This is a genomic window from Coraliomargarita parva (assembly GCF_027257905.1).
GTDB classification, from domain to species: domain Bacteria; phylum Verrucomicrobiota; class Verrucomicrobiia; order Opitutales; family Coraliomargaritaceae; genus Coraliomargarita_A; species Coraliomargarita_A parva.
Window position 1 is genome coordinate 463,445 of record NZ_JAPZEI010000002.1, and the last position, 16,900, is coordinate 480,344.

The following is a 16,900-nucleotide window of genomic DNA, read 5'->3' on the forward strand; positions in this document are numbered from 1 at the left end:
GCGCCAAGAAACAGAAACTGGATGATCGCTTCCGCGAGATCCGCAACCCCAAGGCCTCCCATAATTACTTTATCGGGGAGCGCTTCGAGGCGGGGCTTGCGCTTGTCGGGACGGAGGTGAAGGCGATTCGTGACGGGAATGCCCAGATCACCGAAAGTTTCTGCCGAATCGAGAAGGGGCAGGTCTGGCTCTACAATGCGCACATCGGTGAGTACAAGTTCGGCAACTTCCAGAACCACCCGCCGCGTCGTAAGCGTAAGCTCCTCCTGCACCGCCGGGAAATTCATAAGCTGATTGGGGCTATTGATGCCGGGGGCAAGACCCTCGTGCCGCTACGCATCTACCTGAAGCACGGGCTGATCAAGATCGAGATCGCGCTTTGCACCGGCAAGAAACTGCACGACAAGCGCGAGACGCTCAAGCGCAAGGTCGTGATGCGTGAAGCTGAGCGTGAGATGCGGCGCGGACGTTGAGCGTCCGGTTCGCAATCAACTGAAAAGCATATACCTTTCTACCTATGTCTATACAATCCGTCATTGCCCAGATCCCTGCCAGCACGTCCAACTGTGGGCCGGGATTCGATAGTCTCAGTATCGCCTTGAGCCTCTACAACTTTGTGCGCATTACGCCGCGGGAGGACGACCGTATTGAAGCTATGGATACTGCATCTGCCGGCGCGCAAAAGATGGTCGTCGAAGCGGCTATGGGCTTTGCCCAGTCGGCCGGTGTCGAGATCGGCGGGTTTTCCTATGAGATTTGGGGCGACGTCCCGCAGGCCCGAGGTCTGGGGTCGAGTTCGACCATCCGGGCGGGGGTTGTGGCCGGGTTGAACGCGCACTTTGCGCGTCCCCTGAATAACGAAAGCTTGATCAGCCTGGTTGCCAAGCTCGACAATGCGCCTGACAACACCTGCGCGGCTTTTTCCGGGGGCTTTTGCATCGCCCGTACGGACCCCGATACATTTGCTTACCGTGAGCATGTGCGCTTTGCCTTGCCGGACAGCCTGGCTTTTGTCGCGGTCTCTCCGGATTATGAGGTCTTGACCGAGGATTCACGCCAGGTCCTGCCGGAGTCCATTTCGTTCAAGGATGCGGTCCGAAGTTCCAATTCCCTCGCATTCCTGGTCGGTATTTTGGTTTCGGGCGATTTTGACCGGCTCAAGGACTCGGTTGTGGACTACCTGCATGAGCCGTACCGGGAGCCCCTCAATCCTTTCTGTCATGAGGCGATTGAAGCGGGTTGCCACTCCGGAGCCTACACCGGTTGGTTGAGCGGGAGCGGTTCGACGGTGATCTGCGTGAGCGACCGGAGTCATGCCATGGCCGTGGGGGAAGCGATGCAGTCCGCCTACACGGCCAACGGTGTCCACAGCCGTGTGTTCCGTTTGACAGCGGAAAACGAAGGCCTGAAAGTGAAGATCGACCGATAAATTGCTTTCAATGCCTTAGGTGCCCCTTCATTTTGCACGCTCGTGCCTTCCCTCGACTCAAACCACAGTTTGCATCACTTCAGCGACCAAGCGGTTGCGGAGGTGCCCGGCATTTTTACGGGGACCGGCGAATTGCGTTTGAAGTACGATTCGATTATCCGGACTTTCGAGGGCCTGTCACGGAAGGAATTGACGGAGCGCCAACGCCGTCTGGACCGGGCGGTGGACGAACTGGGGCTTCAGTTTTCGGAGATGACCGGAAAGCGGCATCGACAGAACCCCTGGCGCCTGGACCTCTTTCCGCTGGCCTTGTCAGCCGGGGAATGGCAACGGATCGCCAAAGGGGTGGTGCAGCGGGCACTCGCGTTCAATGCCTATGCCACGGATCTGTACGGCGCGCAGAATATTCTCCGGGAGCGGGTCATTTCGCATGATTTGCCCCTGCGCGATCCGGCGTTTCAGCGGCAACTGAGCGGGATTGAGGTCCCATACGGGGAGTACTCCCAATTCGGCGCCTTCGACCTTGTCGATGTCGGGGATGGCGACTGGCGGGTGGTGGAGCACCATATGGGCACACCTTTCGGAATTTCACATGTGCTTCAAAACCGGCGTATTTTGTCGCAGGTTGTGCCCGAGCTCTATGAACGGACCGATGTGGCGCCGGTGGCCGGTTTCAGCACCTTCCTTTTGGAAATGCTGCGGGCCCAGTCCAAGCGGGTGAATCCGCATATTGTGCTCCTGACTACCGGTAAGCCGGGGCAGGCGTACTTTGAAGAGGCTTTCATTGCGCGGCACATGGGTTTGTCGATCGCACAACCCGGAGATCTTCTCGTGCGGGAGAGTCGGCTTTTCCTCAAGACCATTCGTGGCTTGGAGCCGGTGGACGTGCTTTACCGGCGTGTGGAAAGTTCTTCCCTCGATCCGATTGCCGTACCCCGTAGTGGCGGAGGCATTCCCGGCCTGATCAACGTATGGCGGAAAGGCAATGTTTCCATTGTGAATGCGCCGGGGGCCGGGGTGACGGACAATCGGGCGCTTCTCCGCTACGACGAGCGGATCATCAGCTACTACCGTGGTGAAGGCGTACTGCTCAAGTCGGTCAAAACCTACCATCTCAGTGATGTCGATCAACGCGACTACGTGGCGGAAAACCGGGACCGCCTCATTCTCAAGCCGATCCAGGACCACGACATTATCTGGACGCGTATCGGAGGACGTCCGAAGGGGCAGGACCGTGCCCTGGACCGTCTGGCGACGAAGTATCCCCAGTATTTTGTGGCTCAGGATATTCCCGAGCCCTCCGGCTTGCCCCGTTACCGGGATGGCCGTTTTGACAGCCAAGGAGTCTATCTGCGGGTTTATTACATCTTGGGCAAGGAACCGATCGTGCTCGCCGGAGGCTTGGCTCGTCACAGTTCGCCGGTACATCGCATTCGCCGTCTCAGCCTGGTGACCGAGGGACTCAAGGATGTCCTCGTTCCGGATTCGGTGATCGAGGATTCGAAACCGAAGCGCGAGCCCATGCCGGTCGGCAACCGCTTCTCGATCGGCAGCCGGGTGGCGGAGGCACTGTATTGGGCCGGACGCTATCTCGAGCGCGCCGAGAATACCGCGCGCCAGTTCACCACACTCGAGAAATTACGCTGGGACCAGATGGCCAGCTCCGAGCAGCGTGCGTATTGGCCCTTGTTGCAGTCGGTGGCGGCGGCGACGGGGCAGTCGGCCTATGCCAAGCGAAAGCGTCCGCCCCGCGATATCCTGGCGCTTTCCAAGAGCTTGTTGATGGATCCCAATAAAGGTGCTTCGGTTCGGGCCTGCCTGCAATTCGCCCGCAATTCACTCGAAAGTGTCCGCGAGACCATCAGTCCGGAATGCCGTGAAGTCTTGGAGGAAATGAATCTGTTCATGCGGGATGAGGCGGGTCGCCGCTTTTCCCGGAGCCGCTTGCGATCGATCGGGGACCGCATCGTGAGTGAGGCCGCGCGTTTTAACGGGACCGTGGAACGGACCATGTCGCATGATGATTCCTGGCAGTTCTACCGGGTGGGGGTCTTTTTCGAACGCGCCATGGGGACGCTTCTGCTTCTGGAAGTCGCCTTGCCCCGTATCATCGAATCGTACCGTGCGACCGACGAGGAGAATGCCGACCTGACCGCCTTGCTGCGACTCCTCGGTTCGTTGGATGCCTACCGCCGTACTTTCCGTTCCCGTGCCTATATCGACCGGGTGGCGCAACTCATCATCCAGGGGCGCAGTAATCCGAGCTCCCTCTCATTCTGCCTGCGTAACCTGCATTACGCGATTGGAACGCTCTCCATTACCGGAGAACGAAAGCTGGGGCAGGGACTGCTCGGCCGTGTTGCCGCGCTCATCGACGAACTGGAGAACTTCAGCCTGTTGGCGGACCAGGACAGCCGCATCGAACGAGTCGATACCAGTGATGCCGGGTCCATTTACATGCCTTTCAGTGCGGAGCAGATCGAGGCCGAACTGCACCGTTTGACCCAGGAAGTGGAGGTCATTCACGAACGTATCGAAGATGTCTTTTTCAGTCACCAGGACGCTTTTGCCCGTGACCCCATGCTCTTCGATATCGGCTAAGCATGGACCTCCTTGCATTCTGGCCTTAATGTTGCTCGTTTACCTTTCATAATCATGCGTTTCCGCGTTTCCCATACCACCCAGTATGTCTACGATACCCCGGCATCGGAATCGTTCGCGGAATTGCGTGTCTGGCCCCAGTCGAACGCCGCACAGAAGATACTCAGTCGTGAATTGAGCATCGAGCCGGATACTTTGGTGGATCACTATGTCGACTACTTCGGCAACAATGTGGAGTTCTTTTCCATCCCGCACCGCCATACTTCGCTTACCGTACGGGCGGAAGCCAATGTCGAGACGTTCCCCATTCAGTTGCCGTCGCGGGTGACGGATACGCCGGTGGGGGAGTGTCGTCAGGTCTATAACAGCACGCGTTACCAGTTGTTCGAGTATTTGGAGCCGACCGGCTTGGTGCCGCTGCATCAGCATCGACGTATCCGGAAGCGCTTTTTCCGTCAGGCGGAGCCCATCGGGGAATGCCTGCTGAAGCTGAACGAATGGATCTTCAAGAGTTTCGAATACCGGTCCGGCGTAACGGATATTTCGACGCCGATCAGCCGTGTCGTTGCAACCCGCCGCGGGGTTTGTCAGGACTTCGCACATCTCATGCTGGCTATTCTTCGAAGTAATGGAATACCCGCACGTTATGTCAGCGGCTATATCGAGGCCTACGATCCTGAAAAGACCGACGCCAAGCTGATCGGTGCGGCGGCCAGCCATGCCTGGGTTGAGGTGTATTTGCCCGGTGGATACTGGTGGGGGCTTGACCCGACCAATAACCAGGCTGCCGGGGAACGTCATATCGTGGTCGCGGTCGGTCGCGATTACAATGATGTGGCCCCGATGCGCGGGACCTACAAGGGCGCCTTCGACCAGAAACTCAAAGTTATGGTTTCACTGGAACGGGAACCTGCAGCTGCCTTGCTATGATACTGTCCATCCATCACCGTACGCGGCATCAGTATGAGGCGCCTGTCAGCTTCAGTGATCACGCATTGTTCCTGCGTCCGCAGGACAGCCACCAGCGGCGGGTCCGCTCGTTCGAGCTTAAGACCAAGCCGGCATCCTCGCAGCGATGGGTCCGGGATGTTTACGGCAATCTGGTTCGCGTGTGCAATTTCGGACTGCAAACATCCGCTGAACTGGAATTCGACTTGCACATGGAACTGGAATTGGCCGACGAGAATCCATTCGATTTCATCCTCAAGCCATACGCGACCGCTTTCCCTTTTGACTATGAAACCTCGGATGCGCAGGCCTTACAGCCCTTTCTGGACAAGAGCCAGAAACCCGGTTCCCTGCGTGTGCTGGACTGGTTTTATTCGGCGGTCAGCCAGCCTATCCAGCATCCCGATATTGTGCAGTTCCTCGCCGAGTTGAATTCCGCCATCCACAAGCAGATTGATTATGTGCGTCGGGATGAGGAGGGGATACAGGACCCGGACCTGACCTTGGAGTTCATGTCCGGTTCCTGCCGTGACATGGCCATGCTCTTTGTCGCCATCGTTCGTCAACTGGGTTTGGCGGCACGTTTCGTGAGCGGCTACCTGTATGATCCTCCGGTTGAGGACGGGGAAAATCATTTCTTCAATCGTGCCGTGGGTTCCATGCATGCCTGGGCCGAGGTCTATCTGCCCGGTGCCGGATGGAAGGGCTTTGACCCGACCAACGGCATTCTTGCCAATGGCTTTTTCGTACCCTCGGCCGTCTCGCACGACCCCAAGTTGGTCGATCCGGTCCAAGGCAATTACTTCTCCAAAACCGCCACCCAATCGACACTCGAGGTCGAACTTCACCTGGAGCGCCTGAATCATGAGTAAGCACGTAGACATCACCGAATTCGCCGAGGGACTCGAAGCACGGCTTCATCAGGCGGGGATTGAGCTCACCATGGGCGGAGAGCCGACCTTCGTCAGTGCCTTGCCGGATGCTCCTGAGTGGAATACCACGGCCATGGGGCCGGAAAAGCTGGGCTATGCACGACGGATGGCTGCCTGTTTGATCGATGCGGTGTACCCCGAAGCCCTCGCGATGCAGGTTTTTGGCAAGTGGTACCCGGGAGAGCCACTGCCGCGTTGGAATGTCGTGACCTTGCATACGCCGGCCGGCGAACTCTGGCCGGAAACCGAGCGCCTACTGCTTGATGATGTTGCGGGCGGGAACGATGAGGAGCATGCCCGGATCCTGGCACATGAAATTGCGAAATCCCTGGGGCTTGAGTCCGGGGTGTTGCCTGCCATCGAACAGGACGCACGGGGATGGGATGCGGTCGGCTGGGTGCTTCCGCTGGCAAACGAACAGGGGCGGTGGTCGTCGGTTTCGTGGCCCTTTAGTGACGACAAGCCCATCGATGTGTTTGCCGGTGACAGCCCAATTGGATTGAGGCTGCCACTGCATGAATTGGCCGAAGACTGTCCACGGGGTGCCTTGACTGTCGAGGTGCGCGAGGGCGCACTTGAGATCTTTATCCCACCCCTGGCCTGGGAGGCCTTCCGCGAACTGATCGGTATGATCCGGGAATTGGTCATACGGCTGGACTATGCCGACCTTGTTTTTTGCGGATACGCGCCTTCCGAGACGAAGGGGGAAGTGATTAGCCTCGGCTTGGCGGCGGACCCCGGGGTATTGGAGGTGAATCTACCGCCGGCCCGAACATGGCATGAATACGATTTCATTTTGCGGGAATGTGCCAAGGCGGCCGACAAGGTTGAGTTGAAGCTGGAAAAATACCAGATGAATGGCGCGGTCTATGGTACCGGAGGGGGGTCGCACCTGGCCTTTGGTGGCCCGGATCTCGCCCGGAATCCATTTCTAAAAGACCCGAGGCGAATCACTTCGATCCTGCGCTACTGGCAACACCACCCCGCGCTGTCTTATTTGTTTACCGGGCAGTATGTGGGGCCCGGCAGTCAGGCCCCACGGGTGGACGAGGGGCCGACGCATGGTCTGTACGAGTTGGAAGTGGCCTGCGAGGGCATCGAAAACATGCATGATACGCCAAATGGCGAGTTGATTGACCAGTTCCTGAAGAACCTGATGACCGACTCGTCCGGCAATACACACCGGTCTGAACTCTGCTTCGATAAATTCCACAACTATGCCATGCCCAATGGTTGTCTCGGCATACTGGAATTGCGGGCCTTTGAGACCTACAATACGGTCGATTCGATGTCGGCGGTCGCCTTGTTTGTCCGGAGTATCTTTACACGCTTGTTCGAAGCCCCCTTTAAGGAACCGTTGAAGCGTTTCGGCCCACATTTGCACGACCGTTACTTCCTGCCTGCTTTCCTCTGGGAGGATGTACTGGCCATCTGCAAGGACCTGAAGGCACATGGCTTTGATTTTGATCCTGCATGGCTGGAGGCAGTCATTGAGTTTCGCTGTCCCTCGGTCGGGCAAATCAAGTTTGAAGACGGGAGCATCGATGTGCGCCGTGCCTTCGAGTCCTGGCCGTTGATGGCAGAGGAAAGCCGCGGCAGTTCGACGGTGCGTGTGGTGGATAATTCAAGCGACCGTCTACAGGTGACCTTATCGGACAAAGGCCTGTTGGAGAAGGGGATGTTATTGGCCAACGGCGTACGGGTACCGTTTGAGGAAGTCGGGGGGCGCATGATCTGTGGCATCCGCTACAAATGTGCCAGTGCGTATCCCGCCTTGCATCCCCATGTGCCGATCCAGTCGCCCCTTCATCTTGAGTGGGTTGACCGCAAATCGGGGGAAACCCTGGCCGCTTCGCGCTACCACTACTGGAACCCCGGGGGGCCGGTTTACAATGGGCGCCCGGGCGATGCGGAAGAAGCCCGGGAACGACGGGCGGAACGATGGCTGCCGGCGGATGATCTGATTGGCGGACGACCGACGTCCCACGAACCCAAGCTCGCTCCGGAGTATCGCTACACCTTGGATTTACGCCGCCAGTTGCGCGTATAGGCTGTTTTGCGGACGGGGTGTTGTCTAGCTGTCTGCCTGATGCGCCGTGGGAGTGTGTCAGGCAGAATCAAATAAGTGAAGGATCGACTAATAGGAGCGCACCCCGTCCATGTAGGCATCGACCTTTTGGGCGAAATCATGCGCGCGTTCCAGCTCGTTTTTGTAGAAGGCGGAGCGGATCTGACTTTCCGCCTGCCTGTAGTACACTCCCATCACCGCCTCGAGCTCTCCCTTGAGTTCATCCAGCGCCCTGCGATTCCCATCGGAACCGGCATTACGTGTGTTGTTATAGCGTGAGTGGAACTTCTCCAACTCCGTCCGAACGCCTTCGCTAGACTCGTGTGCGTAGGGCACCCGCTTTTCTTTCATAATGGTGACGGCTATCTGCGCGACTCCCATCAGGTAGTCGGTGTATTGCTCAAGTACCTTGTTTTCATCACTCAAGGCAGCAAAGCTGCCGGCTTCCCACTCACTTACATTGTCCAGACGTTCCGCAAAGCGACGTCGGACCTTTTCCTTTTCATTGTTTTGGTTTGAGCTTGTACGGGACGAATATGGATTGCGGTGTTGATCCTCATCGGTCTGGGAGTCTCTGTCAGCTTCGGGTATCTCATATTCAATATAGAAGGCAGCGATCCCAATCACTTTGCCGCTTTCATGGTGGATGGCCGGACTGCCGCTGTTGCCCTCAATGAATTTGGCGTCTGTTTCGATCCGGGAAGGGCCGATCCCGCGAATCTTGCCGGAGCATTGTGTGACCACCGAGGCGCCGGCTTCATTGCCGAAGACAGTCATCTCGTCTCCAATTCGTACGCTTTGGGCGACATCCGGCTCCACTTCCAGATATTGGCCCTCATGCTGTACCGGGAAAATCGCCAAGTCACGGTCCTTTGCGATAAAGAAATTGTCGGGGAGCTGTATTTGACTTCCGCCCACTGTTTTGCAGCGTGCGGAGTTGCTTCCGGCGACCACGTGGACATTGGTGGCGACAAAGTCCCGCCCCTTGATCCGCACCAGAAAGCCGGTTCCCGTTCCCTCATCCGTATCAATGATGAGTATGGATTCGTAGGAGATCGCCGGCACTTCGATGCTTGGCTTGCTGTCCTCTGTTTCGGCATTGCTTTCACTTTCAGCGGAAGCGTCCTCTTGGGATTCGGAGTCCGGGGTGGGGCGGGTTCCGGCCGGATTCGGGCGACTTGCGGCAGTTGCGTCTTTAGACCGGGGCTTCGGCATCCGCCATTGGCCTTCAACTGCGGTTTCGAATTCCGGCATGTTTAGGTAGCGGTAAATTTCTTCCCCGCCACAAAAGAGACGAAGCTCCAAGATATCGCGCTCAATGCGAGGCGGGGTGTCGTAGGAAGCGGAACTTCCGATTCTAAAGGAAGCGCCAAGTAAATATTGCAGGTCGGGGTTCAGTGCGGAATCCGGATAGACCTGCTGCTTCTGACGTGCGGGATTATTTCGAAAGCGGGGCGAGGCGATCGCATGGAGGTCAACGCTTTCACGGCTCTTCAGTCCTTCAAACATATGGAGGCTCGAACTGGTTCTCGTCTCTAAACGGTAGTTGTATAACCCGGGTTCAGATAAGTTGCGTGCCGGTGAAAATGTCAGCTTGTGCACGTTGTACGCGAGTACGATGTCCGACGGGAAGTCAAAAGGGGTATTGTTTCTGACACGGCACTTCAGCCGTATCGGGCTAAAGTGGGGAGGTTCGTAGTTGTTCGGGCTGACTTCAGTTGTTTCAATGCTTATGGAATTCGGGTTTGCCCTGATTTTTTCGAATGCCCATCGGATAATCTGAGTCCTGGAAGAGTCGGAAAAAGCACTCATCGGATGGACCCAGGGGTTTCCGTTGTTCAGTGTCAGGTACACTTTGTCATCCCGGATTTGTTCCACGACCCCTCGAATCTGGGTGCCGTTCTCCAGCGCCAGATCGCTGGGTGCAGGGATGGCAGCGCACGGTTTGACCAGAGCCGCCAAGCATGCCATTAACGGAAGCAAAATGTATTGGAATCGTAAGTCGGCCATCATGGATTCGAAGCAGAATAACCATTTAGAGAATGAAATTAGTGCGTCAAACCAGATCAGGCGCTCAGGTACTTTTCCTCTGGGGTTACTTAGTTCGTCTAATCTGGAGTCGTTATTTTTGACTCGAAGGGAGTCGCCGGTAGGCCGTTTAGATCATAAAGATTGCAATCGGGGTTGCTATCCCATGCGTAGCGGACGGCAATCGGATGGGGAACCTCCGGATTCCAGACCCGGATAGTTGATGGCTCTAATATTTCTGCTTTGGCCTCGACGAAGATCCCGTTTGTTCCTGCGATGCGGAATCCTCGAATTTCCGGGGTGTCAAAGGCATACAGGCCTTTCTCCACAAAGGTGAAATGCAAGAGCAGGCTTCCGTCCTTGATCTTCGTTCGTTCCAGTCGGGGGCTTTCGCAGCTGATCGCATATCCGTAATCTTTGGCCAATGCATGACGAACAAGCCGATCCGCCACGGTTTGCTTGTCTTTGGGATGTTCGTTCCGGGCTTCACCGGTATCAATGATGACGGCTTGTCCGACATTCGGCAATTTATCCAAGGTTTCCGTCTGTACCGCGCGGATATAAGCGAGGCCGCCATCTTCCATCTGTTCGCGATTCGGATTCGGTTCGTAATCCGCAAGTTGAACCCAATAAAAGGGGAAGTCGCCCTGTTCCCATGCATCGCGCCAGTTTTGAATCAAGCGGGGAAAGAGGTCGCGGTAGAGTTCCGGGCGGGGGGCGTCGGCTTCACCCTGATACCAGATGACGCCACGTATGCCATAGCCCACGATCGGATGAATCACGCCATTGAAGGAGTTGCCCGGGCGATGGTGGCTGTAGCGCGGGTCCCAGGGGGAGCGCAACTTCGGTTCCGGTTTGCCCGCCGCTTCCCACGCCTTGTACTCCGCAAGCTTTTGGGCCTGTACGTCATCCGTGTAGCCGTCGCATGCTTGTCGCCAGTATTCGATCGTATCGGCGTAGATCGGCAAATCCGCTATCGCTTCACGGTCGATCCAACCGAAAGCCGACGAGCCGCCCCAGGCGGAGTTGATGATTCCGACCGGAACATTCAGGGTCTGGTGGATGCGTCGGCCAAAAAAGTAGGCTACGGCCGAAAAGCCGCCGACCGTGTCCGGACTGCACACTTTCCATTCGCCCTCAAAGTCGTCTTGCGCATGTTCCGTGCCGCGGTTCGGCAAGCTGAGGAGTCGGATCTGTGGATAATTAGCCGAAGCGATCTCTACAGGTGCATGGTAGGCACCCTTGACGGCAAAGCGCATGTTTGATTGGCCGGAACTGAGCCAGACCTCGCCGACCAGTACGTCGTGGAAGGTCAACTCGCTGGATCCACTGATTTTCAGCTCGTAGGGTCCGCCTGTCGGAATTGGGTCCAGTTTCAGGCGCCAGTGTCCATTCGGGCCGGCTTTGGTTTGGTGGCTTTGCGCCTCGATCGATACGGTGACGGTCTCTCCGGGCTTCGCCTGCCCCCAGATCGGATTTGCCTGTCCCTGCTGCAAGACCATGTGGTCGCCGAAAATATGCGGCAACCGGATTTCGGCCTTGGCATAAATCGTGGCCAAGAGCAGGAGCAGGGAACAAGTCGTGAGTCGTTTCATTGGGTCTAAAAGGTCGGCATACAACCGGGTTCGGTTGGCGACATTCGCAGGAAAATACAGCTCCTTAAGGGCATGTTGGGATGCCGGAGGAGGCAACCGCCGCCGTGCGCAATTTGTTGCCGAGCGCCGCTGCATCGGATTCGGTTTTTTGTCGCAGATCACTTACGGACTGTTGTACCGTGCAGGATGGAATTTACTCTCGAATCACCCATCGACATGCACCTGCACCTCCGCGAAGGGGCCATGATGGAGCATGTCACTCCGATGACCAGCAAGGATTTCGCGGCGGCGATCATTATGCCGAACCTGGTGCCGCCGGTCGACAGCCTGGAGCGCCTGCTTGCCTACCGAAAGCAAATCCGGAACGCCAAGGATGGGGATGTCTTCGACCCGCTGATGATGCTTTTTTTCCGCAAGTATACGAAGGAGGAACTGCTCGCGGCGAAGGAACACATATTTGGCATCAAGCTGTACCCGGCCGGTGCGACGACCAACAGCGAGGCCGGAGTTCAGGCACTCGGCGAGGTCGAAGAAACGTTCGCATTGATGGAGGAACTTGATATCCCCCTCATGATCCACGGGGAGACCCACGGCTTCGTGATGGACCGGGAACGGGAGTTCCTTGCTAGCTATGAACACCTGGCGCGCAAATATCCGAAGCTTAGGATCACGATGGAGCACATTACGACGCGCGATGCGGTCGAGCTCCTCGACAAGTACGCCAACCTCTATGCCACGGTGACCCTGCATCATTTGATGATCACCCTCAATGACGTGGCAGGAGGCCTCTTACAGCCCCATTTATTCTGCAAGCCGATTGCCAAGCGCCCGGAGGACCGCGAGGCCCTGCTTCAGGCCGCCCTTCAAGCCCACCCAAAGTTGATGTTCGGTAGTGATTCGGCCCCGCACCCGGTTTCCAAGAAGGAATGCTGTGGTTGTGCCGCGGGACTGTTCACGGCGCCGGTGTGCCTGCCGGTGCTGGTGGAGTTGTTCGAGCAGCATGCCGCATTGGACAAGCTGCAGGCCTTTGTCAGCGGGAATGCACAACGGATCCACGGCTACACGCCACCCGCCAAGACGGTGACCCTTCGCAAGACGGGAATGACTGTTCCGGAGCGCTATGGCGAGGTGGTGCCTTACCGCGGCGGGGAGACCCTCGCATGGGCGGTCGCGGAGATCTCTTAATTCCGGCAGCGAGCCTTAGTCCGGCTTGGCCGTCTTGTGGATTGAGAGAATACGGTAGTGTTCGGAAAATTCCCAATCCACTGTCACATAGTCTCCCTTTTCGAAGCGCTTCAGCTTCTTCACCATCTTTTCGTCGAAGCCGCCGCCGTCCTTGGGCATGCCGCCGCGCCAGTGGGGAATGAGCTGGAGCCTTTCATCTTTGGATTCGACCACGATCTTCGGCCCGTCCTTGCGGGCGATGACACCGGTGATGGTGCCGCTTGTTTGGTCGGGGGTCGGTTCCGGCTTGGAGTAGCCTGGTAGTAGGCACGTAAAGACGGCAAGGAGTGTAATCAGAATTGTTTTCATTGGCATGACGCGGTTTGCGTTTTGGGCTTAGGACGCAGATCATGCGTACGTTTTTACCCAGGTCAATGCATGTCTCTGCACCGTTTATGTGTTCAAACTGAATGTGCTCTAATTCTGTTTTTAGCCTTCGCTAATAGTTTTGTATAGATGCGGCAGAAGGCATGAAACTGGTCTGTGATTGGCTTATGTATGAACCCTGCGAAATCACAGATTACTTAGCATTATGACATTCGAAAATAAAGAAGGCGCTACCATACCATCGGTAACATTTCGTACACGCAAGGGTGACGACTGGCTGGACATCAGCAGTGACTCGCTCTTTTCCGGCAAGAACGTGGTGGTGTTCTCGCTGCCCGGTGCGTTTACACCGACTTGCTCGTCCTCGCACCTGCCGCGCTACAACCAGCTCGCCGGTCTCTTCAAGGAGAACGGTGTGGATGACATTGTCTGCGTGTCCGTCAACGACAGCTTTGTCATGAATGCCTGGCAGGAAGACCAGGAGGCGGAAAACATTACTTTGATTCCGGACGGCAACGGCGAATTTACCGACCAGATGGGCATGCTGGTGGATAAAGCGGATCTAGGCTTCGGCAAGCGTTCCTGGCGCTATTCCATGTATGTTTCGGACGGCGAAATTAAGAAGATGTTCATCGAGCCGGTCAAGGAGGGCGACCCCTTTGAAGTCTCGGATGCCGACACCATGCTTCGCTATCTCGCTCCCGAAGTCAGCGTGCAGGAGCCGATGACCATCTTTACCAAGCCCGGTTGTCCCTACTGCGAGCGAGCCAAGGCGCTCTTGAAGGAAAAATGCTATCCCTTCGAGGAAGTCGTCGTCGGCAAGGATATCACTTTGGCCGGACTGAAAGCCATCTGTGGCGAAGAGACCGCACCACAGATTTACAAGGACGGCAGCTATCTCGGCACTGAAGAGGAGCTGGAGCGCTTCTTCCTCTAGCGGGCGGAAGCAATGCCGGGGCTGCGTAGTCCCGAAAAGGCGAAGGGCTTGGATTCGGTCGGGTGTCCCCTGAATCCAAGCCCTCGAGGTCCGGCATTATTCCGCTTCTTTAAATACGAAGGGCAGGCCCATGCTGATCGAGGGCGCGACCATGGTGAAGTGATCGAATCCGGGAAGCAGCACCATTTCGACAGTCCCGTCGGCGGCCCAGGCTGAATCCAGCTTTTCCCTGAGTGGCTTCAGGTCGTCGATGAAGGATGCGGCGTCTTCTTGGTCGCCTGTTGCGATGAAGAGTTTGCATGTGCGCGATTGGGTCGTAGTAGCGACTTCAGTCAAAAAGTCCAATTGACCATTCAGGTAGGGACTGCCTGCCACGATGCCCTTAAAATACTCCGGGCTCTTCGCATAGGTGTAGAGTGCAAACAGGCCTCCGAGCGAATGACCGAATAGGTAACGTTGCTCCGGATACACTGGGTATTTCTTTTCGATGAAAGCAAAGGCTTCTTCGGTGAGAAAGGCATGAAACTTCGCTCCGCCGCCGGAACCGGGTACCTCTCGGTACGGTTGCGGACTCAGGTCTCGGCTGCGGTGGTTGCCGTTCTCCAGGTCCAGGGTGCCATAGCCGATTCCGACGATGATGACCGGGGGCAGCGCGCCCGACCAACTCAGTTGTGTTGCGGCCGATGCCATCATGGGGAAGGTGTGGTCGCCATCCAGAGCGTAAATCACGGGGAATTTGCGTTCCGGTTCGCTGGCCGCTTCGGGGGGCACTCGGACATAGAGTGTAAATGCATCCCCGACGGAATCGGATTGGATCGTGTGTATGTCTGTTCCGGTCAGGACCGGAAGCTCGCTGCTCGAAACTTCGGCGCGCGCCTGTGGGGCCACAATGGAGGCGACCATCCATGCCAGGGTCCAGTACCAATAACCGCGTGTCGACTGTAAGTGTATCCTGTTCATTTTGGTAATTGATGCGGTTTTACTCGGCCAGAACGTAATCCAGGGTCAGTGCCAGACGTAAGCCGGCTTGCCTCAGTCTTTGTTTCATCAGGTCCGTATGCTCGAAGATGTACCGGTAGGTGCCGCTCTTGCCTTCGCCGGGTATCTGGTACGCGACCTTGCGGTACTGGAGCGATTCCTGCAGCCATCTTTCCGGTTTAGGTGCAGGGCCCGATTCGACCTTGACGACGGCGTTTCGCTCGATGCTCGCACTCAGTTCCGTGTAGCTGAGATGGGTCGCTTCAATGAGTTTGCTGTCCCAGATCGCATGGATGTTGCTGGGCTCTCCGAACCAGGTACAGGTCACCAAATTGCCACCCAGGTCTTTCTGGTAGCCGGCGTGGAGCGGTTGGTGGATGTCGCCGGTGAAATGTACCAGCCATTTCAGGGCCTCCGCTTTCTCAGCCCGGGGCGTATCCGGGTTTTGGAGCACTTTGATCAGTTCCAGGATCTTGCCATAGATATCGCCGTCCGGATGTTTTCGTGCATGCTCATAGGCCACACCGTCGGGAAGATTTACATAGTGCCAGCTCGATGCATAATTGTAGCTCGGGTCGGCCCGGACTTCATCGGCCCAGTTCGCGACGTCGACGAGGCTGGCGGGGCCGATCAAGGATTCGACTGCGGCTTTGGCTTGTGGCGACAGGTGTTCTTCCGCGATCTGAGCAACCACCCGGTGCCCGGTCGGTCCCCAGGCGAAGCTAAAGGCTGTTGAAAAGCTTAGAAGGAGCGCGCTCGTTATCGGTAAACGCAAGCAGGGCGTGAGCGCAGGTATTTTGAAGGAGAGCGTCATGTCGCGAAATGTTTTGAATGAGAGCCTAGCAAGTCGTATTCCATCGTATGTGGTGAAGGGGCATCTTTCGCTGGAATCATTCCGGCGCGTTGCCACCTGGCACCGCCAGGTGCTTGTTTTTCGAATTTAGCACTTTGATCTTCATTGTTTAGCTGTCAAATAGAGCGTTATGAAACGTGGCTTTTCTGTATCCGTCATTAATGTTATGCTTGTTCTTTGCCTCGCCCCGGTTGCTCTTCAGGCGGCTTGGGAATACCGGGCCAAGCCTGCCGATCTGGCCCATGAGAAGGATGTGGCACCGGATACGGTGAATCGTATCATCCAGAACTTCCTTGTCGCCAGCGGGCAGAAGGACATTTTGTACGGGGACCGCTGTTTCCGTCTTTCCGGTTCGAATGTGACCGCCTGGGATACCCTTGTCGGGGTTGAGGATATCAAGTACAGTTCGACCTTTATCCCTCCAAACAAAGGTTATAGCCGGTATAGTTTTTACAAGAGCGGAGCGACCCGGACCGTGGATGAGGTCTATGACGGAAGTAATGTCTGGGTCCTGAGCCGGGTCTTCGGCGCGCCGCGAGTGGAAGAGGAGTCCTTTGCCTCCAGGGCAGGTTACGCGATCCGAATCTTCCCCTCTTTAGTGCTGACCGATCCGAACCTGCAACCCGACTGGATTGCCTATCGCGGCAAGGAAATGCTGGGGAACCGGGAAATGTACCGGATCGAATTCGGGTATGTAAGTTTGGAGAATATACAACTGCTCTTCGATGCGAAGACATTCCTATTGATGGAAATACGTAGCCGCGGCAGCTTTCAGCCCGGAGGGGCTCGGGTGAACTGGAGGTACCGGATCCCCCACTATACAAAAGAGGGGGCGTACTACTTGCCGGCCAAGAGTGAGGTCTATATCGGCAGCACGGTCATTGAGAGCATCGTTTATGAGGAAGGTGGTTTCTCTGACACTTGGGATGAGTACGTATTCACGACACGTAAACTGAAACGCTAGCCCGGGCAACCGGTCA

At 56.7% G+C, this 16,900-nt stretch carries 14 protein-coding genes; 9 read left to right on the top strand and 5 right to left on the bottom strand.

From position 1 onward, the window contains the following. Positions 1-17: 17 nt before the first annotated feature. From smpB to O2597_RS04335, 6 genes are read left to right on the top strand one after another with little or no spacing between them, the layout of a single operon-like run. Positions 18-473: an SsrA-binding protein SmpB gene (gene smpB, locus O2597_RS04310; RefSeq protein ID WP_345782997.1), complete on the top strand. Its 456-nt coding sequence runs from the start codon at positions 18-20 to the stop codon at positions 471-473. 44 nt (positions 474-517) lie between these two features. Then, complete coding sequence (locus tag O2597_RS04315; protein ID WP_269522964.1) at positions 518-1,429, top strand: homoserine kinase; 912 nt, start codon at positions 518-520, stop codon at positions 1,427-1,429. 42 nt (positions 1,430-1,471) lie between these two features. Then, a complete protein-coding gene (locus O2597_RS04320; protein ID WP_269522965.1) occupies positions 1,472-4,030 on the top strand; it encodes a circularly permuted type 2 ATP-grasp protein in 2,559 nt (852 codons plus the stop codon). Between the two features lie 54 nt (positions 4,031-4,084). Beyond that, positions 4,085-4,960, top strand: a complete 876-nt coding sequence (locus O2597_RS04325; RefSeq protein WP_269522966.1) for a transglutaminase family protein — start codon at positions 4,085-4,087, stop codon at positions 4,958-4,960. Beyond that, complete coding sequence (locus O2597_RS04330; RefSeq protein WP_269522967.1) at positions 4,957-5,850, top strand: transglutaminase family protein; 894 nt, start codon at positions 4,957-4,959, stop codon at positions 5,848-5,850. Before O2597_RS04325 ends, O2597_RS04330 begins: the two co-directional genes overlap by 4 nt. Continuing rightward, the gene (locus tag O2597_RS04335) at positions 5,843-7,960 is read left to right on the top strand and encodes a transglutaminase family protein (RefSeq protein WP_269522968.1); all 2,118 of its coding nucleotides are present in this window, start codon (positions 5,843-5,845) and stop codon (positions 7,958-7,960) included. Before O2597_RS04330 ends, O2597_RS04335 begins: the two co-directional genes overlap by 8 nt. A gap of 87 nt (positions 7,961-8,047) precedes the next feature. Here the strand turns inward: O2597_RS04335 and O2597_RS04340 are convergent, their stop codons facing one another. Beyond that, positions 8,048-9,487: a S1 family peptidase gene (locus tag O2597_RS04340; RefSeq protein WP_269522969.1), complete on the bottom strand. Its 1,440-nt coding sequence runs from the start codon at positions 9,485-9,487 to the stop codon at positions 8,048-8,050. Positions 9,488-10,086: 599 nt separating this feature from the next. After that, positions 10,087-11,601, bottom strand: a complete 1,515-nt coding sequence (locus O2597_RS04345; protein ID WP_269522970.1) for a sialate O-acetylesterase — start codon at positions 11,599-11,601, stop codon at positions 10,087-10,089. Between the two features lie 186 nt (positions 11,602-11,787). Between O2597_RS04345 and pyrC the strand changes: the two genes are divergently transcribed. Beyond that, the gene (gene pyrC / locus O2597_RS04350) at positions 11,788-12,786 is read left to right on the top strand and encodes a dihydroorotase (RefSeq protein ID WP_269522971.1); all 999 of its coding nucleotides are present in this window, start codon (positions 11,788-11,790) and stop codon (positions 12,784-12,786) included. A gap of 15 nt (positions 12,787-12,801) precedes the next feature. Here the strand turns inward: pyrC and O2597_RS04355 are convergent, their stop codons facing one another. Beyond that, positions 12,802-13,134, bottom strand: a complete 333-nt coding sequence (locus tag O2597_RS04355) for a hypothetical protein (protein WP_269522972.1) — start codon at positions 13,132-13,134, stop codon at positions 12,802-12,804. Positions 13,135-13,357: 223 nt separating this feature from the next. Between O2597_RS04355 and O2597_RS04360 the strand changes: the two genes are divergently transcribed. Continuing rightward, the gene (locus O2597_RS04360; protein ID WP_269522973.1) at positions 13,358-14,089 is read left to right on the top strand and encodes a glutathione peroxidase; all 732 of its coding nucleotides are present in this window, start codon (positions 13,358-13,360) and stop codon (positions 14,087-14,089) included. Between the two features lie 96 nt (positions 14,090-14,185). On the opposite strand, the gene O2597_RS04365 is transcribed toward O2597_RS04360, so the two are convergent. Together O2597_RS04365 and O2597_RS04370 are read right to left on the bottom strand one after the other, a co-directional pair. Continuing rightward, on the bottom strand, positions 14,186-15,049 hold the full coding sequence (locus tag O2597_RS04365) for an alpha/beta hydrolase (RefSeq protein WP_269522974.1): 864 nt from the start codon (positions 15,047-15,049) through the stop codon (positions 14,186-14,188). A 19-nt stretch (positions 15,050-15,068) separates the two neighbouring features. Then, a complete protein-coding gene (locus O2597_RS04370; protein ID WP_269522975.1) occupies positions 15,069-15,881 on the bottom strand; it encodes a S1/P1 nuclease in 813 nt (270 codons plus the stop codon). Positions 15,882-16,050: 169 nt separating this feature from the next. On the opposite strand from O2597_RS04370, the gene O2597_RS04375 reads away from it, so the two are divergent. Next, positions 16,051-16,884, top strand: a complete 834-nt coding sequence (locus tag O2597_RS04375) for a hypothetical protein (protein ID WP_269522976.1) — start codon at positions 16,051-16,053, stop codon at positions 16,882-16,884. The last annotated feature ends 16 nt before the right edge of the window (positions 16,885-16,900 follow it).